The organism is Streptomyces armeniacus, from assembly GCF_003355155.1.
Classification (GTDB): Bacteria; Actinomycetota; Actinomycetes; order Streptomycetales; family Streptomycetaceae; genus Streptomyces; species Streptomyces armeniacus.
Window position 1 is genome coordinate 6137911 of the sequence record NZ_CP031320.1, and the last position, 18737, is coordinate 6156647.

Here is an 18737-nt window from a genome sequence, read left to right on the forward strand (position 1 = left end):
CCGTTCGCCCGGCGCCGGGTCGAGGCCGACGGCGGTGCCTGTGCCTGTGCCTGTGCCTGTGCCGGTGCCTGTGCCGGTGACGTAGGCGGTACGGCTTCCGGTGCCGTCGGCCGAGCGGTCAGAGGTTGCGGAGTCCAACGAGCACCTGCTTCAGGATGTCGGGATCGGGGAAACTGCCCGCGCCGGTGGCCGTCTGCGGATGGCGGGCCGTGATCCGGCCCGCGGCCAGCAGATCGCCCAGCAGGATCCGGACGATGCTGACGGGCAGGTTCAGGTCGGAGGCGAGCTCCACCACCGCCGTAGGGGAGCGGCAGATCCGCAGGATGGTGGCGTGCTCGGACTGCATGCCGGCCACCGGATCGCATTCGCTGACCACCAGGGTGACCAGGTCGAATTCCTTGGCGTTGGAGCGGCTGCGGCCGCCGGTGAGGGTGTAGAGCCGGTCCGGGTCCTCGTCGCGCACCGAGCGGGTCATGTGGCGACTTCCTCGCCGAAGCGGCGCGGGGGCGCGCTGAGGTAGTCGCTCAGCTGCTCCACGAGCTCGTTCATGTTGTGGCCCACGAGGCCCACGTCGGAGTCCTCGTGGGCGATCACGGCGAGATGGGCGCCCTCGCCCGCCTCCACGACGAACAGGATGCCGCCGTAGAACTCGGTCATCGCCTGCCGTACGCCGCCGCTCCCGTCCCCGAACTCGAACGAGGCGCCGTGGGACAGGCTCTGGATGCCGGCCGAGATGGCGGCCAGCTGGTCGGCCTGGTCCTCGCTCAGTTCGGGCGTACGACAGAGCTTGAGCCCGTCGCGGGACAGCACGAGTGCGTGCCGGGTGCCCGGGGTCTTCTCCAGGAGGTTCTCCAGCAGCCAGTCGAGCTTGCTGTCGGTGATCATTCGGCTTCGTCCTCCGGGCGCGAAGAGGAATGGGCGGGGGGTGCGGGGGAGGTGCGCGGAGTGCCGGCAGCGGCGCTCCCGTCGTCCGCGGGCTGGGCGCCCTCCCTGACGGCCCGGCGGAAGGCGCCGAACCGCGAGCCGGACTCCTCCGGCGTACGGCTGCTGCGGGTCTCTCGTGCCTCCCTGGCTTCCCGGCCGCGGGTCTCGCGGGCCTCGCTGGAGGCCGTGGCCGCGGCGGGGTCGGTCGGGCGCCTGGCGGCGGCCAGGGTGCGGCCGCGGGGCCGCTTGGGCAGACCGCTCTCGCCGTACTGGACGGTGCCGTGGTCCTCGGTGCTGTCGGCGGCGTTGCCGTGCTCGGGGGGCGGCTCGCCCGCCGTGCGGTTGCCGACCGGGATCTCCACGGCCTCGTCGGCGTGGGCGTCGATTTCGGCGTCGGCGGCCTTGCGGGCATCCCGGATGTTCTGGGCGTTGGCGGCGGCGCGCAGGGCGGCGGTGACCCGTACGGGCATGGTGTCCGTGTCGAGCGGAGGCGCGGCGTCGTCCTCGGGCGGGACCGAAGCGTATGCCGCATCTGGCGTGGCTGGTATGACCGTTCGGGTTGCGGGCGCCGTGTCCGCCGGCTCCGGCTCGGCCGGTTCCGTGCGCGGTGGCGCGTCCGAGGGCGTACGGGTGGAGAGCGCGCCCGTGTCCGTACCGCTCGCGCTGCTCGTACCGCTCGTGCCGCTCGTGCCGGAGCCCGCTCGTGCGCGCGGGCGCGTGCCCGCCTCACGCCCGCCGGCGCGGGTGATGAGCTCCTGCGGGATCATGAGCAGCACCCCGGTGCCGCCGTGCGCGGACGGCCGGAAGGACACGGAGAGCCCGTGCTTTTTCGCGAGCCGGCCGACGACCGGGAGTCCGAGCCGGGTGCCGGAGCGCGCGGCCAGCTCCCAGTTCACCGGGGAGACGGCCTCCTCGGCCCGGCGGAGCGCGACTTCGCCCATCACCAGGCCGCCGTCCTCGACCATGATGACGACACCGGCCGAAACCTCCTCGACGTACACGTGCACTTCGGCCGTGGGCGGGGAGAAGTTGGCGGCGTTGTCCATGAGTTCGGCGAGGGCGTGCATGACGCCTTCGGCGGCGTGCCCGGCGACAGCCGCGGTGCTCGTCGAGTGCAGCCGTATGCGCTGATAGCCGCTGATCCGGCCCATCGCACCGCGCAGGATGCTCTCCATCACGATCGGCTTCGCCCAGCGCCGCCCCGAACGGGCGCCCGTGAGGACGGCGATGCAGTCCGCCAGCCGTCCCGCCTGCGCCGTACGGTGGTCCAGGTGCAGGAGGTCCCCGAGCACGTCCTCGTCGCTGTGCTTGTGCTCCATCTCCCGCAGGTCCGCCGCCATGCTGGTGGTCAGCGCCTGGACGCGGCCCGCGGCGTTGGCGCACGCGGACATCGCGGCGGCCCGCATGGTCTCGCTGCGGTGCACCTCGGTGGCCAGCGTGCTCAGCACCCGCTTGCGCGCCGCGTCGTCCCCCGTCGACACCGACGCGAGCGCCGTGTCGGCTGACGCCCCGTCACGCAACCGTTCCACCAAGGCGGGCACGGTCACCTCGGCGAACTGCAACGCGTCCGCCTCGGCGGCCACGGCCGCGGCTTGGTGGTCGGCGACGGTCTGCCGCAGCCGGCGGGCGGTCAGCAGGTGGTAAGCCGCGGTGGCCACGGCCGCCCAGAGTGCCACTGCCGCCGCGCCGCTTCCCCAGGCGACTTCGGGACGCAGTGACTGCGGGGCCAGGTACACGGCCAGCAGGCAGGCGGGAGCGGTCACCAGCACCGCGGCGAGCAGGGCAAGGGCGGTGCCGGGGCCGACCCCCGTGCCGGCGGCCTGCTTGCCGGGGTCGAGCGGCTCGCTGGAACCGGGCGGGCGGTTCGGGGGCGATATATCGGGCGTCATTATTCACGGTCCTTGTGGACAGGTCAGGTCCGGACAGGAAATGGTCTGTGGCCGATCAATGCCGCACCAATATAGGCGAGTTGGCCGTCATTTAGGGGGCGGCCGCTGGTGTGGATCTCCCTAATATGACGAGTCCTGAGGTTTTCGGTGCTCAGGGCGTTGCCCGGCTCTCCCCGTTTTTGAGCCGTGGTTACGCAGCGTCAGCACGGGCCGTGTCCAAGGCCCGGCTGACGGCCGTATGCGGGCCGTGGACAAGGGCGGCAGGACCGCGGGACCGGACTGCTGCCCGTCCCCGCCGCCCTGTGCCCGGGGCTCCGAAGTCCCGCACCCCCGCCCCCCTCAGTGGCCGTACGCCGTCACGCTCCGACCCTCGCCCGCCAACTCGCGTGCTCCGTCGGCAGGTTGCTGCGGCGGTTGACGCCGAGCTTGGGTCGAACCGCGCGTCGTCTCCGACAGGTCCCCGCGCTCGCGGAAGTCGCCGACCGTGGACAGGACATGGCCGACGGCCAGATGGCAGTGCCCGCGGGCCCGGAGACAGCGCAGCCCCCACACCGTCTCGAACATCGCCTCGGGCACCGTCTGGCGCAGGTGCTCCGCGGTGACGCGACGGTTGTCCAGCGCGGTGTTCGCCGCCAGGAGGACGCTCAGCGGATACCCGATCAGCGCGCCCCAACTGGCCGCCGTCAGCCGCGAGAAGGCCGTCTGCGCCTGCTCGGCCGCCGCGCTCAGGTCCCCGTGCCGGAGCGAGGTGTCCGCACGCACGCAGTCGAGCAGGGCCTGCCAGGTGCCCGCGTCCCGGCGCGTCCCTTCGGCGTGCAGGCGCTCGCACCACGTTATGGCGGCGTCGCCCTCGCCGCCGCGGGCCAGCGCGAGGATGGCCGCCGCGACGGTCACGGGCCCACGGATGCGGGTCGCCCGCGCCGGGCTCCCGGCGGCCGGGCGCGCGCGGCGGCCGGTCCGTAGAACCAGCGGCGCGTGAAGTTCAGGCACGCCGCCGTGCGGTCCTCGGTCGTGCCGCCGGACTCCTCGAGGAGGACGTGTGCCACGTCGCCCAGCGCGCCGTCGGGGTGCCGCGGTCCGACGGTGGGCGGCGCCACCCGTTGGTTGAGCGCCATCCTGGTGGCCTTATGGCCTCCACCGCCCCCGAGGCGCCCATGAGATGGCCCGTGGCGGACAGCGGCACCGTGCCGAGCGCGTTCCCCAGGCCGCAGCACCGCCGCGCCGCTCGGCGCTCTCCATCACGAAGCCGTCGCGGCCCCCCGCCCAGCCCTGGCACGGGCTGCGCGGCCAGGCGTACGGCCTCACGTCCGGCTGCGCTTCCGGCGGCGCGGCCGTACGGGAATGGCCAGGCCCCTCTTGACGGCCAGGGCGGTTCGAACCGGGCCAGTGATTCGACGACGAAGTCCGCGATCATTTCGCGCTTGATGCCGGTCGTGTTCATCAGTTCCTCAGGGAATCGCATGGCGGTGCCGGGCTGGTGGGTTCTCTGGCAACGGCCATGAGTTCATTCCGGCCCGCCACAACTCCCCCTCGATTCCCGCCGGAACAGCAACGCAATCCAACGTCTGGGCCCGGCGTTTCCGGCCCGCGCCCGAAGTCCCCACGCGGCTCGTCTGCTTTCCGCACGCGGGCGGCTCCGCGTCGTTCTGCTTCCCCGTCGCCAAGGAGATGGCACCGGAAGTGGACGTGCTGGCCATCCAGTACCCCGGACGGCAGGACCGCCGCGCCGAGCCGTCCGTGGACAGCATCCACACCCTCGCGGACCTGGTCGCCGAGGAGCTGACCGGCTGGGCCGACCGCCCGCTCACGCTCTTCGGTCACAGCATGGGCGCCATGCCGGCCTACGAGGCCGCGGCCCGGATCGAGCAGCGCGGCATCGTTCCGCTCGGCCTGTTCGCCTCGGGACGGCGCGCACCCTCGACGTATTGCGACGAGAACGTTCATCTGCGCGACGACGAGGGCCTCATCGACGAGATGAAGGAGCTCAGCGGCACCGACGCGGAGATCCTCGCCAACGAGGAGCTGCTGCGCATGATCCTGCCCGCGATACGCGGCGACTACCGCGCCGTCGAGACGTACCGGCACCGCCCCGAGCAGCCGCCGCTCGGCTGCCCCATCGTCACGCTGATCGGGGACGACGACCCGAAGGTGACGCCCGACGAGGCGCGTGCCTGGGAGCGGCACACGGCGGACAGTTCCGGCTGCCGGTCCCGCGCCACCGCGAGGACCGCTTCTGCACACGTCAGGGAGTGGTGGAGATGACCGCCGCGAGGCGACGTGGCCCTCCACGGCCACCTCCAGCCCGTCCGCGTGTGAGTACGGCCCTGGGCGGGGTGTTGGCGCGCTGGGCCGCGGTATGTCGGCCCGGGGCGGACCGTGGCCGCTCGGGTCCGTCCTGAAACGCCGGACGGGCTGGAGTGAGTGGCCGCTCCGGTCCGTTCTCGGCTGTCGGAGGGGTTGGGAGCGGTGGCCGCCCCGCCAAGCCCGTCCTCAAACGCCGGACGGGCTTGGCGGGGCGGCCGAAACGGACTGGAGCGGAGCGCGGCTCAGAGCTCCTCCTCCTCGCCGTCCTCCTCCTCGCCCTCCACCAGGACCGGCGACCCGTGGTGCGACCACACCTTCCAACTCCCGTCCTCCACCCGGCGGAACAGGTTGGTCGCCACCACCAGGCCGCCCACCAGTGGCCCCACCGAGCCGTCCTCCTCGGCCGGGCCGCCGCTCAGGATGTTCTCGGTGCAGCTGACCAGCGCGGTGTCGCCCTGTACGGCGACCTCCACGTCGGTCAGGAAGAACTGGATGTAGTCCGTGTTCGCCATGATCAGCGCGTACGAACGCAGCACCTCGCCGCGCCCCGTGAGCACCGGCCAGCCCGGGTGGACGACGCTCACCCCGTCGTCCAGCCACAGGTCACCCATGGCGTCCAGGTCGCCGCGTTCGACCGCCTCGTAGAGCGCGGTGTTCGCCGCCTCCACCGCCTCGACGTCCGTACGGGCCCCGCTCACGCGGCTCCCCCGGTGGCGCCCTCGACGGCGCGGGCGACCCGTACGGCGTCCGCGCTCGCGCGTACCTCGTGCACCCGCACCGCCCACGCGCCGTCCCGCGCGGCCAGCGCGGAGACCGCGGCCGTGGCCGCGTCCCGTTCCCGCGCGGGCGGCGGAGCCGCGTCCTCCGGAGTGGCCAGGATGCGGCCGAGGAACCGCTTGCGGGAGGCGGCCACCAGCAGCGGCCGGCCCAGTTCGGCGCGCAGCCGCGGCAGCGCGGCGAGCAGCGCCAGGTCGTGTTCGGCGCGCTTGGCGAAGCCGAGGCCGGGGTCCACGATGATCCGCTCCGGGGCGATGCCGCCCGCGACGGCGCGTTCCAGGGAGGCGCGCAGTTCGTCGACGACCTCGGGGACGACGTCGTCGTAGGACGCGCGGTTGTTCATGTCGATCGACTGCCCGCGCCAGTGCATCACCACGAACGGCACTCCGGCCGCGGCGACGGTCGGCACCATGTCGGGGTCGGACAGCCCGCCGCTCACGTCGTTGACCAGCATCGCGCCCGCGGCGAGGGCCTGTTCGGCGACGCGGGCCCGCATCGTGTCGACGCTGACGGGCACGCCGTCGCCCGCCAGCCCGCGTACGACCGGCAGCACCCGGCGCAACTCCTCCGCCTCGTCCACCCGGGCGGCGCCCGGCCGCGTGGACTCGCCGCCCACATCGACCAGATCGGCCCCCTGCACGGCCAGATCCAGGCCGTGCTTGATCGCGGCTTCGGCATCGAACCACCGGCCTCCGTCGGAGAACGAGTCGGGCGTGACGTTCACCACGCCCATCACCGCGCACCGGTCCTGGTCCGGCAGACCGGCGACCCGGCCGCGCAACGCACTCATGTGGTCCAGCGTAGTGCCGAGCCGCCACGCGTACGGCCCGGCCACCGCGTCAGCGCGAGGCGCCGCCGCCCACCCCTTCGAGCCCCCTCCGGCATGTCCGCGTCGCGCGGCCACCCGTACGGGAACGGGCCGTACGGGAATGGGGGAGTGCCGCCGGACGGTTGCGGGTAAGCGGCGGGGACCGCAGCCGGAGGCGGCGCGCGTGGCGGCCGTACGGGCGCACCGCGCGCGGCGCCCGGAGGCGGTCCGCGGACGCCCCCCCGGGGGCGGGGGCTGTCGGTGCCCGCAGGTAGATTCGACAGGTCGGCGTGCCCGCGGGCGCGCCGGGCGGGCGGCCCGCGACCGGGAAAGGCACAGGCCGTACAGACCAGCAAGGCCCAGTACAGACCAGTACAGAGCCGGTACAGACCAGCAAGGACCAAGCAGGGATCGGCACGGACCGTGCGGACCAGTACGGCCCGGCAAGGACGATGGACGGGAGTGATGCCGCGTGGACCGCGTCGCACTGCGCGGCCTGAGGGCACGCGGGCATCACGGCGTGTTCGAGCGGGAACGCGAAGAGGGACAGACCTTCATCGTGGACCTCGACCTGGGCCTGGACACGCGGCCCGCCGCGGACGGCGACGACCTCGCCAGGACCGTGCACTACGGCGTCGTGGCGGAAGAGGTCGTGGCGGTCGTGGCGGGCGAGCCCGTCGACCTGATCGAGACCCTCGCACAGCGCATCGCCGACACCTGTCTCGCGCACGCGGCGGTACGGGAGGTGGAGGTGGTCGTCCACAAGCCGGACGCCCCGATCACCGTCCCCTTCGACGACGTGACCATCACTATCAAGCGGAGCCGCGCATGACACCGAACAGCGACCCGACCGTACAGCCGGTGCCCGCTTCCGTGGTGCACAAGGTGGACGCGGCCGATACGACCCTGCACAACCCGCAGCGCGCGGTGATCGCGCTCGGCAGCAACCTCGGCGACAGGATGGAACGCCTGCAGAGCGCGGTGGACGCGCTCGCGGACACCCCGGGGCTGCGGGTGAAGGCGGTCTCACCTGTGTACGAGACGGTGCCGTGGGGAGTCGAGCCGGAGAGCCAGCCGTCGTACTTCAACGCGGTCGTCCTGGTGAAGACCACGCTGCCGCCGTCCTCCCTGCTGGAGCGCGGGCACGCCATCGAGGAGGCTCTCGACCGGGTCCGCGGCACCCAGCCGTACGAGCCGCGCACGATCGACGTGGACATCGTGGCGTACCAGGACGTCGTCTCCGACGACCCCACCCTCACGCTGCCGCACCCGCGCGCGCACGAGCGGGCCTTCGTGCTCGTGCCGTGGCACGACATCGACCCGGCCGCGGAGGTCCCGGGCCGCGGCCCGGTGGCCGACCTGCTGGCGAAGGTCGGCCATACCGGCGTCTCCCCACGCGCGGACCTGGAACTGAGCATGCCCGACTAACGTTGGTGACTCGTGAGACAACTGCGAATCAGGACGCTGGCCGGGCTCTTCGGCGTGGCCGGAGTCCTGTCCTGGGCGGGCGCCCGGATGCTCGACGCCCTCGACGCGCTGCCGAGCGTGCCCGTCGCGGCACCGATCGTGCTGGCGGTGATCGCCACCGTGCTGCTCGCGACCGCGCTGTCCCTGCGCTCGCGGCTCAAGGCCCAGCGCGAGCGGGTGCCGGGGGCGAAGGGTGTCGAGCCGATGATGGCCGCCCGCGCGGTCGTCTTCGGCCAGGCGAGCGCCCTCGTGGCGGCCCTGGTGTCCGGCATGTACGGCGGCACGGGCCTGTTCCTGCTGCTCAACGACCTCGACCTGCCGGCCCGCCGTGAGCAGTCCCTGTACGCGGGCCTGTCCGTCCTGACGGGCATCGCGGTGATAGCGGCGGCGGTCTTCCTGGAACGGGTGTGCAAACTCCCGGACGACGAGGACGACGACAACCCGACGGCGGCCACGGCGTAGTGGCCGCTTCACCCGCCTACGGGGTTTCCCCGCCTGTCGCGACTTCGGTGCCGAGGTGGCCGCGGTGACCGAGGCAGGGTGGGCCCGCGGCATTGTCGTCCGCACCCTCTGACCCCCTCCGCCCCGAGGGAAAGGAAGCCATCGTGCTCACGGATCTCGACGCGGTCGTCATCGGAGCCGGCCCTGGCGGCGAGACCGCCGTATCCCGCCTCGCCGCGGGCGGCCTGCGGGCAGCCCTGGTCGAACGCGAACTCATCGGCGGCGAATGCGCCTACTGGGCCTGCATCCCCTCCAAGACTCTGCTGCGCTCGGTCGAGGCCCGCGCCGAAGCCGCGGGCGCCGCCGGCTTGTCCGCACCCAACTTGGACTGGCCGGCTCTGCGCGATCACCGCAACTACATGATCCGCCACCTCGACGACGCCGCCCAGGTCGACGGTTACCGCAGGCAGGGCGTCACCGTGATCAAAGACAGTGCACGGGTCACCGGACGCAACCCCTGGCGCATCGAGGCGGGTGGACAGCAGTTGACCGCTGAGCACCTTGTGATCGCCACCGGATCACGGGCGCTGCGCCCACCCATCGACGGCCTGGACGGCGCGGAGGTGTGGACCAACCGGGAGGCCACCACGCTGCGGGAGATTCCCCGGCGTGCAGTGATGGTCGGCGGTAGCGCGGTCGGCGTGGAACTGGGTCAGTTCCTCGCGCACATGGGCACCCACGTCACCCTCGTCCAACGCGGCCCGCGCCTGCTGGACCGCGAGGAACCCCGCCTGAGCGAGCTGGTCGCCGACCGGCTTGGCAAGGACGGGATCGACCTGCGCCTCGGCTGTCAGGCCACCGCCGTCCGCCGGGAAGGCCACGACACCGTCGTCGAACTGGACGACGGGGGCAGCGTGCGCACTGACGTGATCGTCCTGGGCGCCGGCCGAGGCCCCCACACCACCGGACTGGGTCTCGACACCGTGGGCGTCCAGGTCAACGATCGCGGAGCCCTGGAGATCGATGAGCACTGCCGTGTCACTGACGACGGCCTGTGGGCGCTCGGAGACGTCACCGGAACCGCCTTGTTCACACACGTCGCCCAGTACCAGGCCCGGGTAGTGGCCGACACCATCCTCGGCACGCCGCGCCGCGCCGACTACACCGCCATCCCCCGCGTCGTCTTCGCCCAACCGGAGATCGCCGCCGTCGGCCTGACCACCGCCCAGGCCGCGGAGCAGGGCATCGATCTGGTCACCAGCGAACTCGATCTCACCGCCTCACTCGCCCGCCCTTGGACCTTCGAAACGGAACCCACGGGCACCCTCGGCCTGCTCGCCGACCGTGACCGGCGCGTGCTGGTCGGCGCCTGGGCCACCGCACCGCTCGCCGGCGAGTGGATCCACCAGGCCGCACTCGCCATCCGGGCCCAGATCCCCGTCGGCACCCTTCTCGACGGCATCGCCCAGTTCCCCACCTACAGCGAGGCGTATCTCAAGGCAGCCGAACGCCTCAATCTATGACCGGCGCGACTCCGATGAGCTGCCCCTGCGGACGGCACCCCCCGGAACGTCGTCGTTACGAATGCTCTTCGACGGAGCGTCGCAGCGCCTCGTGGAGCGCGGCGGGCGTGAGGACGCCCGCGAAGAGGTCGCCGTCCAATACGGCTATCCATCCCGCGTCGTGCTGAAGCATGGTGCTGAAGGCTTGCTTGAGCGTGGCTTCCAGGGGAAGCCACGCGGTCATCCGCCGTGTGTACCGCTCCACGGTGGCGTCTTCGTCCGGCGGCACCGAAGCGAGCGACTCGGCCGATACCCAGCCGTGCAACTCGCCCTCGTCGTCCAGCACAACGGCCCAGCGTGCGTCGCTCACGTGCATGCGCGTCGCCGCGGTGTCCGGCTGGTCGTCGAGACGGACCGTCGGCGGCTGCTCCAAGTCTGTCCGCTGTATCGGCGTCACCGAGAGTCGCTTCAGTCCGCGGTCCGCTCCGACAAACTCGGCCACGTACGGTGTGGCCGGTGCGTCCAGCACCTTGGCGGGCGGGTCGAACTGTTCGATTCGGCCGTTCCCGAAAACGGCCATCCGGTCTGCGAGGCGTACAGCCTCCTCGATGTCGTGAGTGACGAAGAGGACCGTCTTTCGCATGACTTCCTGCAACCTCAGGAACTCGTTCTGAAGGTGCTCCCGTACGAGCGGGTCCACGGCGCCGAACGGCTCGTCCATGAGCAGCACCGGGGGATCGGCGGCGAGTGCGCGTGCGACGCCGACACGTTGCCGCTGACCGCCCGAGAGTTGGTCGGGATAGCGGCTGCCGTGCGCTGAGGGGTCCAGGCCCACCAGCTCGAGCAGTTCGGCGGCGCGCGCCCGGCTCTCCTCGCGCCGCCAGCCCAGCAGGTGCGGAACGGTGGCCGTGTTCTCCAGGACTGTCTTGTGCGGGAAGAGGCCGACTTGTTGGATTACGTAGCCGATCCGGCGGCGCAGCGTGACGGGATCGACCGTCGCGATGTCGTCACCGTCGAGGAAAATCCGGCCGCTCGACGGCTCGATCAGGCGGTTCGTCAGTTTGACCGTTGTGGTCTTCCCGCACCCGGACGGACCGACCAGCGTGACCAACTCGCCCTCTGCCACGTCGAAGGTGAGATCGTTCACGGCCATGGAGCCGTCACGGTAGCGCTTGCTGACCTGTTCGAAACGAATCACACTCCATGATGGCAGGTGTTCGATAGGTTATCGAGAACGATCACGTGACGCGATGGACGGGGACCAGTGACCGCGACGGGGTGCCTGGCGGCCAACGACTGGATCTGCGGCGAGTACGTCCGCAGCCGGAGGTACGAGTTGCTCGACGCGGTCGTCCAGCATGTCGGGATCGCCTTCTCGTCCGTCGTCCTGGGGCTCGTCGTGGCCTTCCCGCTGGCGCTGGCCGCGCGGCGCTGGGGTGCGGGACCGGTGTTGGGGCTAACCACGGTCCTGTATACGATCCCCTCTCTGGCGATGTTCGCCCTGCTGCTGCCCGTCTTCGGCATCTCGGCCGGGATCGTGGTCACGGGGCTCGTGCTCTACTCCCTGACCGTGCTGGTCCGTAATCTCATCGCCGGTTTCGAGGCTGTGCCGGAAGAAGTACGGGAGGCCGCCCGCGGGATGGGCTATGGGCCGCGTCAGCTGCTCCTGGGCGTAGAGCTGCCGCTGTTGCTGCCCGCCCTGATGGCGGGGGTGCGCATCGCGACGGTGTCAGCGATCTCGCTCACCACAGTCGGCGCCATCGTCGGCTACGGCGGCCTGGGGAACCTCATCTACAGCGGCATGGAGAACTTCTTCAAAGCCGAGGTGCTCACCGCCTCGGCGATTTGCGTGGTGCTGGCCGTGCTGGCCGATCTACTCCTGCTCGGTTTGCAGTGGCTGATCACACCGTGGTCGCGGCACCGCGCAGGACGGGGGAAGGTACTTTGAGTTCCTCCTGGGAGACGATCCCGGCACTATGGCAGTGGCTGTCCACCGGCTCCAACTGGTCCGGTGAGAACGGGGCGTGGCAGCGCATCGCGGAGCACCTGGTCCTCACGTCGACCAGCCTGGGCCTGGCGTGCGCGATCGCCCTACCGGCCGCGGCATGGCTCGGTCACATCGGCCGTGGCGGGGCGCTCGCCATCAATATCTCCAACATCGGCCGGGCTGTACCGACCTTCGCCGTGCTGGTGCTGCTCACGCTGAGTCCCCTGGGCGAACACGGTGACTGGCCCACGATCATCGCCCTCGTCCTGTTCGCAGTCCCGCCATTGCTGACGAACGCCTATGTCGGTGTGCGGGAGGTCGATCACGACGTGGTAGAGGCCGCACGCGGGATGGGCATGTCCGGGTGGCACTTGCTGCGGAGGGTTGAACTGCCGCTCGCCTTCCCGCTGATCATGACGGGGATACGTTCCGCGGTGGTTCAGGTCGTGGCGACGGCGACACTGGCCGCGCTGCCCGGCGGTGGGGGGCTGGGACGCATCATCACTGCCGGTTTCCGCACGTATGACACCGCGCAGGTGGTGGCGGGTGCGGCGCTGGTCGCGATGCTGGCGCTGGCGGCGGAGGGCGTGCTGGTGGCGGTAAGCCAAGTGTTCGACCCGGCGCGGAGGCGGACGAAGGCGGAGCGCCGCTGGCGCAGGGCTGGACAAGGACCGTCGACATACAACGAAGCTGGAGCGCTGCCCGTCAGTGAGAGAAAGCCGGTGTGAACATGTCTGCTTGTCGTACTCGAACGCCTGGGTGGTGAAGCTGTGAACTCTCGAATGAACTCCACCCGTAGGCGCTGCGGGGTGCGTGCAGTCCTGGTGGTCAGCACTGTGGCTGCGCTGTCCGTCGGCCTCGTCGGCTGCGGGGGCAGTCTGGAGGAGGAGGGCGGCGGTGCCTCGGACGGCGATGGCAAGGGATCACTGACCATCGGGACGGCCGGGTTCACAGAATCGAAGATTCTGGCGAACCTTTACGCGAAGGTGCTGTCCGACGCGGGCTACGGCACCTCGATTCAGACGCTCAACAACCGCGAACTGTATGAGCCCGCCCTCGAAAAGGGCCAGATCGACGTCGTACCGGAGTACGCGGCGACTCTCGCCGAGTTCCTCAACGCGAAGACTAACGGGGCCGACGAAGCCGCGGAGAACCCGGTTGCGTCCAGCGACGCGGATAGCACGGTGGCCGCCCTGCGGAAGCTGGCTGAACCACGGGGACTGCAGGTGCTGGAGCACGGCGCGGCGGTGGACCAGAACGCTTTCGCGGTGACCAAGAAGTTCGCGGCCAAACACGACCTCAAGACACTGTCGGACCTGGGCGCGAAAGACGTCGAGGTCCGGCTCGCAGCCGGTGACGAATGCGAGGAACGCCGCTTCTGCCGACCCGGCCTGCGCGAGACGTATGGCATCGACATCACGTCCGTCGATCCCAAGGGAGTGGGGACGGTCCAGGCCAAGCAGGCGGTGAAGAACGGCACTGACCAGATGCTGTTGACCACGACGACCGACGCCACCCTCCAGGACTTCGGCCTGGTCGCTCTGGAGGATGACAAGAAGCTGCAGAACGCCGACAACGTGCTGCCAGTCGTCAACGTCAAGGACGCCGGGGACAAGGGCATCGCCGTTGCGCTCAACAAGCTCACGCGTGTGCTCACGACAGACGACTTGATGAGTCTCAACCGGAAGGTGGATTCCGAGCGGGAGAAGCCCGAGGCCGCAGCGGAGGAGTACCTGAAGTCGAAGGGTCTGCTGGACGACTGACCGCACCCTCGGAGCATTGAGGGGGAGTAACAATGCCTTTGCACGCTGTCGCGGAACGGGGCACACACGGTAAATTTCAGGCCATGCCACGTGGACGCCATCGCCATTCGCCGTCTCTGCACCGGCTCCTGCCCCCGGTCGCCGTCGGGGCCGCCGGGCTGGTCTTCGCGGGCGCGACCTGGCTGATATGCGATCCCGGTTTCGGCGACGCGGACACGCTCGTACTGCGCGGCCTCGCCGCCGCGGCGGCGCTGACCGGCGTGGCGGGTGCCGTGCTCGCCCGGACATGGGACCGGGGCGCGGGCCGCCGCGTCGCGGAACTGAAGGCGCGGCAGGCGAGCGTCGAGTGGCGCGCCGAGGAGCGGCAGGCCGACCTGGAGGGGGACCTCGAGGAGTCCCGCGAGATGCGTACGCGCCTGGAGACCAAGCTGCACGCCAAGCGCGCGGAGCTGGCCCGGCTGCGTACGGAGCACGCGGCGCTGCTGCGCCGGTACGCGCACGCGGAGGCCGGGCGGGCCAGCGCGCTGGAGGGCAGGCGGCTGCTGGAGCTGGAGTCCGGCGAGCCCGCACGGGCTCTGACGGCGGGCGCGGCCGACCACCGCAAGGCGTCCGGGGCGCCCACCCCGCTCACGTACCTGCAGGCGAAAGAGGCGCTGAAGCACCTCAAGCGGAACGCGGAGCGGCAGCAGGAGCTGCGAGCCGAGGCGGAGGCGGAGGCGGAGGCGGAAGCCGCCGAGGCGGCGCGGGCCGAGGCCGAGCGCGTCGAGGCCGAACGGGCCGCCCGGCGCCCCGGCGCGGCGGCGAGCCCCTTCGTGCCCGCCGGCGGGCTGCCGCGGCAGCCGCGGAGCGGCGACAGCGGGCGGTTCGACTTCTTCGGCGCGGCCAAGCGCGACCCGCGGCCGTCCTCCGGCGGCGCCGCTGCCGGTGCGGGGCGGGAGGGCGAAGCCGCGCCCGCCGGGCCCGCGGACCGGGCCAAGCCGGAGGCGGATGCGGAAGCGGAACCGGAGCCGGAAGCGGAACCCGGGCCGGAGCCGGAAGCGGAACGCGCCCCTGAGACCGTCGCGGAGCCGGACCCCGGACCCGGCGCCGACACCGGCCCGGTAGACGGCGAGTCCGACCCGTCCCACGAGTCCGGCCCGGAGACCGGCCCCGCCGCCCACGGCCCCGGCGTCCCCGCCCCCAGCCGTACGACCGCCCACCACCAGGCGGGCAAGGTCATCGACCTCGGTCAGCAGGACGACGCCGAGGCCCTCGACATCACGGAGCTGCGGAGCGCGATCTCCTGATGGCCGACGACCAGGACGCCGCTGCCCGGCGGCGCGTCGCCGCGTGGGCCGGTGCCGAACGGAAGCTCGCCGACGGCCCCGTCTCCGGCACCCTCGCCCAGCGGCTGGCCAGGCTGGCGGACGAGGCCCCGGAGTCGTACGACCTGGGCGAGTGGACCGACATGTACGGCGACGGCGTCGTCGCCGAGCTGGAGCGCCGCACCGCCGGTCTGCTCGGCACCGAGGCCGCCGCCTTCTTCCCCACCGGGACCATGGCCCAGCAGGTGGCGCTGCGCTGCTGGGCGGAGCGTACGGGCAGCCGTACGGTCGCGATGCACCCGCTCGCCCACCCCGAGCAGTGGGAACGGGACGCCCTCACCCAGCTCACCGGGCTGCGCGTCGTGCACACGACCGGCGAGGCGCGCAATCCGACGGAGGACGAAGTACGCGAGGTGGCGGAGCCGTTCGGCACGCTCGCCCTCGAACTGCCGCTGCGCGAGGCGGGCTTCGTCCTGCCCGACTGGGACGAACTGACCGCGACGGTCGAGGCCGCACGCGAACGGGACGCCGTCGTCCACTTCGACGGCGCGCGGCTGTGGGAGTGCACCGCGTTCTACGGGCGCGGCCTGCCGGAGATCGCGGCGCTCGCGGACAGCGTGTACGTGTCGTTCTACAAGTCGCTGGGCGGCCTGTCCGGGGCCGCGCTGGCCGGTTCGGCGGCGCTGGTCGAGGAGGCGACGGCCTGGCGGCACCGGTACGGCGGGCAGCTGTTCCAGCAGTGGCCCGCCGCGCTGTCCGCCCTGGTCGGCCTGGACCGCGAACTGCCGCGGCTGCCGCAGTACGTGGCACACGCGAAGGTCGTCGCGGTCGCGCTGCGCGAGGCGTTCGGGGGCGGAGCCGCGCCCTGGTCCCGTATCCGGCCGGAGGAGCCGCACACGCACCAGTTCCTGGTGTGGCTGCCGTACGACGCGGAGGTGCTGACCGAGGCGTCCGTGCGGGCCGCGGAGGAGACCGGGACGGGTCTGTTCCGGACCTGGTCGGACGCCGGGCCGCCCGGTGTCGCCGTCACCGAGGTGACGGTGGGCGCACCCGGCCTGTCCTGGACGGCGGAGGACGTCGCGGAAGCGGTACGGGAGTTCATGGCCCGCGTCCGCTGACACCGGCTGTCTCCGGCGTCGTCGGCGGCGACCCACGCGTACAGCACGGCCGACCGTCAGGAGCACTGTGCCTGCGAGCCGCCGCAGTGGGGCAGGGGCCCGCCCTCCGCCGGGCCCCTGCCCCCGTTCTGCCGGGGCGCACGCAGCAACCGGAGCGCCCGGAGCGCCCGCAGCACACCGGCCGCGCGCCGCAACGGACGCCGACGCGGCGGGCGCGGTGCCCGCACCCGTACGCGCCGCGACTCCAGATGCGCCTCGCGCAGCTCGCGTACGGTCCGCCAGTCGTGCGTGCCGGGTGCGGGCGGCGGCGGGGTGCCGTGCTGCGCCGCGCGGTGGACGTCGAGTGCGTACTGCTGGGACACGCTCATGGTGCTCTCCCGGTGTGGACGGCTGCCGCGGCCGGACGGCCTGCGGCTTTTCCCCACCGTGCGCCGGGCCCCGGTGGCTCGTCGCACCGATTGACGGAGGCAGTCAAACGAGGCGGCACCCCGCGTACGCACCGGCAGAATGGCCGCATGAGCGTCGATATCGACATCACGGGCCTGCCCCACGAGCGCATCGTCTTCAGCCCTTCCCCGCTGGCGGAGCTGGGGATGGCCCTGCACGCGCTCGCGGAGCCGGGGCACCACCCCGGTCTGCACGGCTGGACGACCGCGACGTCGGCGGCGCTCAAGCCGGAGCTGGCGGACCGACTGCACGAGGCGGACTTCCTGTGGAGCCCCACGTTCTCCGACGTCATGCTGCCGGCGGCGGGCGTACGCGGTCATGGCGGCCAGCCCGGCGCGACGCTCGCCGAGGAACTGGACCTCATGGACCGGCTGGACGACGAACGGTTCGTCTCGGCCGCGCTGGAGTTCAGCTGCTCCGCCGCGTACCGCTCCGGCGGCCCCTCGCCGCTCGCCGACGAGCGCGAGCGGAGGCGCGCCCTGGAGATGGCCGCGGCACGCGGGCCGCGCCAGGAGCAGTACACGCGCCGGCTGCTGGCCGACCCGCCCGCCGTACGCGCCTGGATACGCCGCCTCTTCGAGGACTGCGACCAGGCGTTCTTCGCCGACACCTGGCAGCGGCTGCGCGGCCAGCTGGCCGCCGACGCGCGGCACAAGACGGAGCTGCTGCAGCGAAAGGGGCTCGCGGACGCGCTGGCCGCGGTCTCGTCCGCGCTGACCCTGGACGGGGACGGCCGCCGTATCCGCGTGGACAAGCTGAGCGAGGGGCAGGCCACCGCGCTGGACCCGGACGTCGGGCCCGGCATCACCTTCGTGCCCAGCTCGATGGGCTGGCCGCACCTGCTCGTGCTGGACGCGCAGCGCTGGCGGCCCGTCGTGCTCTACCCCGTCGCCTCGCCCGAACTGTCCCGGCCCGCCTCGGTGCAGCTCGTACAGCTGCGGCTGGAGGCCCTCGCCCACCCGATGCGGATGCGCCTCGCCCGCTTCCTGGCCCGCGCGCCGTACACCACCGGGGAGCTGGCGGAAGCGGAAGGGGTGAGCGCGCCGGAGGTCTCGCGGCATCTGGCGGTGCTGAAGAAGGCCGGGCTGATCACGACCCGCAGGCGCGGCCGGTACGTGCTCCACCAGCTGGACCTGACGGTCGCGGCGCGGCTGGGCAGCGACTTCCTGGAGGGCATCCTGCGCTGAGCCGCGCCGCCCGCCCGCGCAGCGCCCGTCCGCCGGGTCAGCGGCCGCCCGCGCGCACCAGCCCCGTCTCGTACGCGAGAACGACGGCCTGCACCCGGTCGCGCAGCTCCAGCTTGGTCAGGATGCGTCCGACGTGGGTCTTCACGGTGGCTTCCGACAGGACCAGCTGAGCGGCGATCTCGCCGTTGGACAGCCCCTGCGCGACGAAGGTCAGCACCTCCCGTTCCCGCTCCGTCAGCCGTTCCAGCCCGTGGCTGAGCGGCTCCGGGTTGGTCGCGGGCAGCACCGTCGAGAAGCGGTCGATGAGCCGCCGGGTGGTGCTCGGCGCGACCACCGCGTCACCGCTGTGCACGGCGCGGATGGCGGTGAGCAGTTCGCTGGGCGGCACGTCCTTCAGCATGAAGCCGCTGGCGCCCGCCTTGAGCGCGGTGAACGCGTACTCGTCCAGGTCGAAGGTGGTGAGGATGAGCACCTTCGGCTGCCCCGGGCCGCCCTCGCCGCCCTCGCAGATGCGGCGGGTGGCCTCCACCCCGTCCAGATTCGGCATCCGGACGTCCATCAGGACGACGTCCACGGTCTTGGCACGCAGGATGTCCAGCGCCTCCAGCCCGTCCCCGGCTTCGGCGACGACCTCCATGTCCGGCTGCGCCGCCAGCACCATGCGGAATCCGGTGCGCAGCAGCGCCTGGTCGTCGACGAGCATCACGCGGATGGACATGCGGTGGGCCTGCCTCTCTCGGTTCTCTGCGAATCTGCGAGTCTGCGACCCCCGGTCCGGGCCGTCTCGGTTCTGTGCGGCTGCTGATCTGTGCGGCTGCC

At 72.1% G+C, this 18737-nt stretch carries 21 protein-coding genes; 11 read left to right on the top strand and 10 right to left on the bottom strand.

Annotation, left to right across the window (positions count from 1 at the left end):
* Nucleotides 1-118 precede the first annotated feature (118 nt).
* The 5 genes from DVA86_RS26600 to DVA86_RS26620 all read right to left on the bottom strand — a co-directional run bounded on the left by DVA86_RS26600 (nucleotide 119) and on the right by DVA86_RS26620 (nucleotide 3928).
* The gene (locus tag DVA86_RS26600; protein ID WP_208882047.1) at nucleotides 119-475 is read right to left on the bottom strand and encodes a DUF742 domain-containing protein; all 357 of its coding nucleotides are present in this window, start codon (nucleotides 473-475) and stop codon (nucleotides 119-121) included.
* Nucleotides 472-885, bottom strand: coding sequence for a roadblock/LC7 domain-containing protein (locus DVA86_RS26605; protein ID WP_208882049.1), 414 nt, complete (start codon nucleotides 883-885; stop codon nucleotides 472-474). The genes DVA86_RS26600 and DVA86_RS26605 overlap by 4 nt, the downstream gene beginning before the upstream one ends.
* Nucleotides 882-2813, bottom strand: coding sequence for an ATP-binding protein (locus DVA86_RS26610; RefSeq protein WP_208882050.1), 1932 nt, complete (start codon nucleotides 2811-2813; stop codon nucleotides 882-884). The genes DVA86_RS26605 and DVA86_RS26610 overlap by 4 nt, the downstream gene beginning before the upstream one ends.
* Nucleotides 2814-3152: 339 nt before the next feature.
* Nucleotides 3153-3707, bottom strand: a complete 555-nt coding sequence (locus tag DVA86_RS26615) for a hypothetical protein (protein WP_208882052.1) — start codon at nucleotides 3705-3707, stop codon at nucleotides 3153-3155.
* Nucleotides 3704-3928, bottom strand: coding sequence for a hypothetical protein (locus DVA86_RS26620; protein WP_208882054.1), 225 nt, complete (start codon nucleotides 3926-3928; stop codon nucleotides 3704-3706). The genes DVA86_RS26615 and DVA86_RS26620 overlap by 4 nt, the downstream gene beginning before the upstream one ends.
* 418 nt (nucleotides 3929-4346) lie before the next feature.
* Between DVA86_RS26620 and DVA86_RS26625 the strand changes: the two genes are divergently transcribed.
* The gene (locus DVA86_RS26625; protein WP_208885210.1) at nucleotides 4347-5075 is read left to right on the top strand and encodes a thioesterase II family protein; all 729 of its coding nucleotides are present in this window, start codon (nucleotides 4347-4349) and stop codon (nucleotides 5073-5075) included.
* A 284-nt stretch (nucleotides 5076-5359) separates the two neighbouring features.
* Here the strand turns inward: DVA86_RS26625 and DVA86_RS26630 are convergent, their stop codons facing one another.
* Nucleotides 5360-5815 (bottom strand): nuclear transport factor 2 family protein, encoded by a 456-nt coding sequence (locus DVA86_RS26630; protein ID WP_208882056.1) that lies wholly within the window; start codon nucleotides 5813-5815, stop codon nucleotides 5360-5362.
* The gene (gene folP / locus DVA86_RS26635; RefSeq protein ID WP_208882058.1) at nucleotides 5812-6684 is read right to left on the bottom strand and encodes a dihydropteroate synthase; all 873 of its coding nucleotides are present in this window, start codon (nucleotides 6682-6684) and stop codon (nucleotides 5812-5814) included. The genes DVA86_RS26630 and folP overlap by 4 nt, the downstream gene beginning before the upstream one ends.
* A 490-nt stretch (nucleotides 6685-7174) precedes the next feature.
* Here folP and folB point away from each other — a divergent pair, with 490 nt between their 5' ends.
* The 4 genes from folB (at nucleotide 7175) to DVA86_RS26655 (ending at nucleotide 10133) form a co-directional block, all read left to right on the top strand.
* Entirely contained in the window at nucleotides 7175-7534 is a 360-nt protein-coding gene (folB, locus tag DVA86_RS26640) for a dihydroneopterin aldolase (RefSeq protein WP_208882060.1), read from the top strand.
* A complete protein-coding gene (folK, locus tag DVA86_RS26645; RefSeq protein ID WP_208882062.1) occupies nucleotides 7531-8130 on the top strand; it encodes a 2-amino-4-hydroxy-6-hydroxymethyldihydropteridine diphosphokinase in 600 nt (199 codons plus the stop codon). The genes folB and folK overlap by 4 nt, the downstream gene beginning before the upstream one ends.
* A 12-nt stretch (nucleotides 8131-8142) precedes the next feature.
* Complete coding sequence (locus DVA86_RS26650) at nucleotides 8143-8631, top strand: DUF3180 domain-containing protein (protein ID WP_208882064.1); 489 nt, start codon at nucleotides 8143-8145, stop codon at nucleotides 8629-8631.
* Between the two features lie 143 nt (nucleotides 8632-8774).
* Nucleotides 8775-10133 carry a dihydrolipoyl dehydrogenase family protein gene (locus DVA86_RS26655; protein ID WP_208882066.1) on the top strand — a complete coding sequence of 453 codons (1359 nt, stop codon included), beginning with the start codon at nucleotides 8775-8777 and terminating at the stop codon, nucleotides 10131-10133.
* A gap of 55 nt (nucleotides 10134-10188) precedes the next feature.
* On the opposite strand, the gene DVA86_RS26660 is transcribed toward DVA86_RS26655, so the two are convergent.
* Complete coding sequence (locus DVA86_RS26660; RefSeq protein ID WP_208882068.1) at nucleotides 10189-11310, bottom strand: ABC transporter ATP-binding protein; 1122 nt, start codon at nucleotides 11308-11310, stop codon at nucleotides 10189-10191.
* Nucleotides 11311-11376: 66 nt separating this feature from the next.
* On the opposite strand from DVA86_RS26660, the gene DVA86_RS26665 reads away from it, so the two are divergent.
* From DVA86_RS26665 to DVA86_RS26685, 5 genes are all read left to right on the top strand, one after another.
* On the top strand, nucleotides 11377-12060 hold the full coding sequence (locus DVA86_RS26665; RefSeq protein ID WP_208882070.1) for an ABC transporter permease: 684 nt from the start codon (nucleotides 11377-11379) through the stop codon (nucleotides 12058-12060).
* A complete protein-coding gene (locus tag DVA86_RS26670) occupies nucleotides 12057-12827 on the top strand; it encodes an ABC transporter permease (RefSeq protein WP_245997204.1) in 771 nt (256 codons plus the stop codon). Before DVA86_RS26665 ends, DVA86_RS26670 begins: the two co-directional genes overlap by 4 nt.
* Before the next feature lie 54 nt (nucleotides 12828-12881).
* Entirely contained in the window at nucleotides 12882-13862 is a 981-nt protein-coding gene (locus DVA86_RS26675) for an ABC transporter substrate-binding protein (protein WP_208882072.1), read from the top strand.
* An 83-nt stretch (nucleotides 13863-13945) separates the two neighbouring features.
* Nucleotides 13946-15148, top strand: a complete 1203-nt coding sequence (locus DVA86_RS26680; RefSeq protein WP_208882074.1) for a hypothetical protein — start codon at nucleotides 13946-13948, stop codon at nucleotides 15146-15148.
* Entirely contained in the window at nucleotides 15148-16284 is a 1137-nt protein-coding gene (locus DVA86_RS26685) for a threonine aldolase family protein (RefSeq protein ID WP_208882076.1), read from the top strand. The genes DVA86_RS26680 and DVA86_RS26685 overlap by 1 nt, the downstream gene beginning before the upstream one ends.
* A gap of 56 nt (nucleotides 16285-16340) precedes the next feature.
* On the opposite strand, the gene DVA86_RS26690 is transcribed toward DVA86_RS26685, so the two are convergent.
* A complete protein-coding gene (locus tag DVA86_RS26690) occupies nucleotides 16341-16652 on the bottom strand; it encodes a hypothetical protein (RefSeq protein ID WP_208885631.1) in 312 nt (103 codons plus the stop codon).
* A gap of 147 nt (nucleotides 16653-16799) precedes the next feature.
* Here DVA86_RS26690 and DVA86_RS26695 point away from each other — a divergent pair, with 147 nt between their 5' ends.
* The gene (locus tag DVA86_RS26695) at nucleotides 16800-17918 is read left to right on the top strand and encodes a DUF5937 family protein (protein WP_208882078.1); all 1119 of its coding nucleotides are present in this window, start codon (nucleotides 16800-16802) and stop codon (nucleotides 17916-17918) included.
* Nucleotides 17919-17955: 37 nt separating this feature from the next.
* On the opposite strand, the gene DVA86_RS26700 is transcribed toward DVA86_RS26695, so the two are convergent.
* Nucleotides 17956-18636 carry a response regulator gene (locus DVA86_RS26700; RefSeq protein WP_208882080.1) on the bottom strand — a complete coding sequence of 227 codons (681 nt, stop codon included), beginning with the start codon at nucleotides 18634-18636 and terminating at the stop codon, nucleotides 17956-17958.
* Between the last annotated feature and the right edge of the window lie 101 nt (nucleotides 18637-18737).

Bases quoted from the DNA above. Each gene is read 5' to 3' on its own strand.
- DVA86_RS26600 (WP_208882047.1), bottom strand. From the start codon at position 475: ATGACCCGCTCGGTGCGCGACGAGGACCCGGACCGGCTCTACACCCTC.
- DVA86_RS26605 (WP_208882049.1), bottom strand. From the start codon at position 885: ATGATCACCGACAGCAAGCTCGACTGGCTGCTGGAGAACCTCCTGGAG.
- DVA86_RS26610 (WP_208882050.1), bottom strand. From the start codon at position 2,813: ATGACGCCCGATATATCGCCCCCGAACCGCCCGCCCGGTTCCAGCGAG.
- DVA86_RS26620 (WP_208882054.1), bottom strand. From the start codon at position 3,928: ATGGCGCTCAACCAACGGGTGGCGCCGCCCACCGTCGGACCGCGGCAC.
- folP (WP_208882058.1), bottom strand. From the start codon at position 6,684: ATGAGTGCGTTGCGCGGCCGGGTCGCCGGTCTGCCGGACCAGGACCGG.
- folK (WP_208882062.1), top strand. From the start codon at position 7,531: ATGACACCGAACAGCGACCCGACCGTACAGCCGGTGCCCGCTTCCGTG.
- DVA86_RS26675 (WP_208882072.1), top strand. From the start codon at position 12,882: ATGAACTCCACCCGTAGGCGCTGCGGGGTGCGTGCAGTCCTGGTGGTC.
- DVA86_RS26680 (WP_208882074.1), top strand. From the start codon at position 13,946: ATGCCACGTGGACGCCATCGCCATTCGCCGTCTCTGCACCGGCTCCTG.
- DVA86_RS26685 (WP_208882076.1), top strand. From the start codon at position 15,148: ATGGCCGACGACCAGGACGCCGCTGCCCGGCGGCGCGTCGCCGCGTGG.
- DVA86_RS26690 (WP_208885631.1), bottom strand. From the start codon at position 16,652: ATGAGCGTGTCCCAGCAGTACGCACTCGACGTCCACCGCGCGGCGCAG.
- DVA86_RS26695 (WP_208882078.1), top strand. From the start codon at position 16,800: ATGAGCGTCGATATCGACATCACGGGCCTGCCCCACGAGCGCATCGTC.
- DVA86_RS26700 (WP_208882080.1), bottom strand. From the start codon at position 18,636: ATGTCCATCCGCGTGATGCTCGTCGACGACCAGGCGCTGCTGCGCACC.